Origin of the sequence: Vibrio sp. V39_P1S14PM300 (genome assembly GCF_009904765.1) — a bacterium.
Taxonomy (GTDB): domain Bacteria; phylum Pseudomonadota; class Gammaproteobacteria; order Enterobacterales; family Vibrionaceae; genus Vibrio; species Vibrio proteolyticus.
On record NZ_WXWP01000271.1, the window covers coordinates 1 to 3,328 of the forward strand.

At 47.9% G+C, this 3,328-nt stretch carries 5 protein-coding genes; 1 reads left to right on the forward strand and 4 read right to left on the reverse strand.

The genetic code is table 11. The features are described from left to right. Positions 1–50 precede the first annotated feature (50 nt). Both CAG65_RS13825 and CAG65_RS13830 read right to left on the reverse strand, forming a co-directional pair. Positions 51–812, reverse strand: a complete 762-nt coding sequence (locus CAG65_RS13825) for a transcriptional regulator (RefSeq protein WP_161454020.1) — start codon at positions 810–812, stop codon at positions 51–53. 36 nt (positions 813–848) lie between these two features. Further along, complete coding sequence (locus CAG65_RS13830) at positions 849–1,511, reverse strand: GntR family transcriptional regulator (RefSeq protein ID WP_161454021.1); 663 nt, start codon at positions 1,509–1,511, stop codon at positions 849–851. Positions 1,512–1,688: 177 nt separating this feature from the next. Here CAG65_RS13830 and CAG65_RS22390 point away from each other — a divergent pair, with 177 nt between their 5' ends. Next, entirely contained in the window at positions 1,689–1,817 is a 129-nt protein-coding gene (locus tag CAG65_RS22390) for a hypothetical protein (protein ID WP_272924741.1), read from the forward strand. Positions 1,818–1,887: 70 nt separating this feature from the next. Here the strand turns inward: CAG65_RS22390 and CAG65_RS13835 are convergent, their stop codons facing one another. Together CAG65_RS13835 and CAG65_RS13840 are read right to left on the reverse strand one after the other, a co-directional pair. Beyond that, positions 1,888–2,910, reverse strand: a complete 1,023-nt coding sequence (locus tag CAG65_RS13835) for an alpha/beta hydrolase family protein (protein WP_161454022.1) — start codon at positions 2,908–2,910, stop codon at positions 1,888–1,890. A 102-nt stretch (positions 2,911–3,012) separates the two neighbouring features. Next, positions 3,013–3,328: potassium channel family protein (locus CAG65_RS13840; RefSeq protein ID WP_161454023.1), on the reverse strand; the 316-nt coding region annotated here is incomplete at its 5' end.

Here is a 3,328-nt window from a genome sequence, read left to right on the forward strand (position 1 = left end):
GTTCAGGCTTGATCCGAGTGGAAGAGGAATAGATGAATAAATTCAGATGGTTACTTAGGAAAAGACTCAGAGACGTGTTTAAGCAGAGCACCATCGATATTGGGCAGGCCATCAGAGAACAGGATCTGTTTTCCGGGCGTACAGCGCATCATAATGTTGGTTTCTTCGCCTTCGTCATTGGAACAGTTGATCGCATTCAGCTCAATCAGTTTTACGTAGAGATCGTCTTCAAGCTGAGCCCGTTGGGTTGGGGTCAGGCGAATTCGTCCAACGCACACGCCGGGGTTAACTGGGTGAGAAAGGGATTCTTTCTGGAAACGGTGGCGAAATAGGGTGTCGATGTCGGATCCTTCCTTGAGCAGAAAGCGTCGTCCGGAACGATAGAACAGCCCATCGCCAAAGTCCTCAATGTAGCCGAGAATTTCGGCAATACGCAGGTAAAAGCGCAAACTGGTATCGGACAGATTGTATTCTTCGGCGATTGCTTCCGGTGCCAGATTGCGCGAGGTGACCATATAGATGAAGTCCATCAGATACGGGTGTTCAAGAAACAGCTTGCCTTGATCCTCGGTCACAAACTGTTCGTTCTCATGCTGGATCTGATTGGCCAGTTTGGTTAACTCAATCAGGTTGGTATTGAGGTAATTGACGTACATCAGAATCTTATCAAGCCCCAGGGATGGGTTATGCAGATGACGCTTAATACTTGAAAGAGGAATGCCGGTTTTTTCCGATAAGGAGCTGTAACACAGCCCCTCGTCTTTGATTTTTTTTCTGATCGCTGCAAGCAAAAATTTCGGTCCGATGTGCATCCGTTCTCTCCGAGCCGTGGTTTAACTGAGGTGGTGTTATTGCCTTTCCAGTAGTAAGTCGCGGATGGCGCTGCCAGCTTCGAGTATGTGTTTTTTCAGCAGATACTTAGCGCCCTCGATGTCGCGGTTCTGGCACATCTCAAACAGCGCCAGATGTTCGTTTTCGGCTTTCTCAATGCCTGTGGTGAACAGCAGTTGCAGACGAATATAACGGTCACATTTGGTGTTGAGGTTATATATCACGTCCATGGTTTCGGGCATGTTGGCTGGCGCGTAGAGGGCTTTGTGGAACTCATAGTTATAGTTGCTCCATTCTTCCACTTCGTCGCCGCTGTTAACAATACTTTCAAAGCGCTCACGTACCTGGCGGGCACGCTCCAAATCCGCGTCGGTCATGTTTTGAATGGCGCGCTCAAGGATGTGGCATTCAACCACGGCGCGCAGCTCAAACAGCTCGTCAATTTTATCGGGCGACAGCTCGGTAACGGTGGCCCCTTTGTGCGGCTCAAAGCTGACCAGCCCCTGAGCTTCGAGTTGTACCAAGGCTTCACGAACAGGGATCCGGCTGACGTTAAACTCTTTGGCCAGTGCGTCCTGACGCAGCGGCTGGCCGGTTTTCAGCTCACCCTTGAGGATCTGAGCGCGAATTGCTTCCTCGACCAATTGGGTCCGCGTTTTAAAAACGGGTTTCTGTGACATCCTCGTCTCCAGCATTCTGAAATATTTTATCCAATATACACTAGTGTAGTGATTTTGAATCCTGAGCCGACTATATGTCCCGGTTTTTGAGAGCTGAGCGCAACAAAAAGGCACCGGTTGGTGGCTTTTTAACCGTGCCAAGAGTAACCTCCTCAGTGAGCTTTACACGTTATTTCTATGTCGATACTACAAAAAGGTGCGCATATGGGCTTTATTCTGCACACCATGGATCCGGCGATGAAGGAAGATTGGCAGGGGGCAGGCGGAACAATTCACCCGGTGTCGGTAACGTCAAATCCTTTTTGATTGATATTCCGAACGGATAAGAAAAAGGCCCTGCTGTCCGGTTGGGAGCGACAGGGCACGAGTTAAACAGTTAACCTAAGCGACCGAAAGCCTCTGCAACCATATCGATCAACCGTGTATGAATCTCGCTTCGTGAACCTTGGTCGCCATCTTTACAAATAGGTTCATCGATGCCTTCTTCCTTAGCGATTTCCGAAGCATTCGGCTTACACAATCCAAACATCGAAAAATGGCTGGCATTCTCTATTATTTTGTAGGTACTGTCGGGGATAACGGCCGCGACCTTTGACGCCTGTGCCGTTTTAGGAATGTCTTCCTTTTTGCCAAGATTTACCAGCATGACCGGAATGGTAATTTCTGAAAATGTATTTACTGCAAAAATGTCAGAGGGCACAGGATCAATCGCCATGGCGAATTTAATTCGATTATCTTGGTTATCTCGGCTGGCCGACTCCGGATTTATCTTACGCAAGTCAACACCACTCAAGCGCACCCAGTCACACAGTGATGCATTGAGATCCATCGTGTCACAATAGCTCATCAACAACTCGGGGGCGATTCGAGCACCTGCAATCGATAACGCAGTACCACCGCCCATCGACATACCTAAAACGCCTATTTTGTCGAAGTTAATATGCGCTCTGAACGCTGTATTTTTCTCAATAGCGTTAAGCGTCTCCGAAAGGTCAGATGCTCTCAGCCATAACTTCATGGTTTCTAATGCCGAGCGGTCAGGGCCTGTATTGCCAGTGTGAGTCGGAGCCACTACGATAAACCCTTTTTCAGCAAGCGGTGTTGCAAGCCAACTCATGGCCTCAGCCCGCCCTCCTAAGCCAGCGCCATGGGAAAGAAGAATAAGAGGGAACCGGCTGTTTGCGATAGGCGCATCCCGCATCGCTGGCGTGCCTTCAAAAAAGATGTTTTCACCGAGGATTACCTTCTTACCTCCCGGTAATGCAGGATACCAAACCGTGACTTGAAGATTCGCTGCTCGTTCTTGAGAAGCAATCTGAAGTTGTTGCACACCGATGTCATACGCAAAAGCATTTGTTTGTAGCAGAATGAGCATCAATACAGTATTCAAAAATTTCATTACTAGAGGATTCCTTTTATGTTCTCACTTCTTGCGTAACGCCCGGTTAAAAGGGGGAGCAACGCTAATCAACAAACCTAAAACGCTTTGTTAAGTTAACTTTTAGTCGTCCATCTCTCTGGCTTTTGACAACGCAGATGCCACTAATCCAGCGGGAATTGAAACGATACCAAGCCCTACAATTAGGACAAAGAATGTGAAGACCTTCCCTCCAGGTGTAATCGGGTAAATGTCCCCATAGCCAACGGTCGTTAGCGTCGCAACTGCCCACCATAAACTGTGAAAAATAGAGCTAAAGACCTCTGGTTGAACCGGATTTTCAAAATAATAAATACCCACACTGGCCAGATAGAGAACGATTAATGAAACAGCTAGAAAAAGAGCCAGCTCTTCTTTCGCAATTTTAAAAGCTTGATGA

What these genes read in the sequence shown, in the direction of transcription:
- CAG65_RS22390 (WP_272924741.1), top strand. Translation starts at nt 1,689, where the DNA reads ATGTCGATACTACAAAAAGGTGCGCATATGGGCTTTATTCTGCACACC.
- CAG65_RS13835 (WP_161454022.1), bottom strand. Translation starts at nt 2,910, where the DNA reads ATGAAATTTTTGAATACTGTATTGATGCTCATTCTGCTACAAACAAAT.
- CAG65_RS13825 (WP_161454020.1), bottom strand. Translation starts at nt 812, where the DNA reads ATGCACATCGGACCGAAATTTTTGCTTGCAGCGATCAGAAAAAAAATC.
- CAG65_RS13830 (WP_161454021.1), bottom strand. Translation starts at nt 1,511, where the DNA reads ATGTCACAGAAACCCGTTTTTAAAACGCGGACCCAATTGGTCGAGGAA.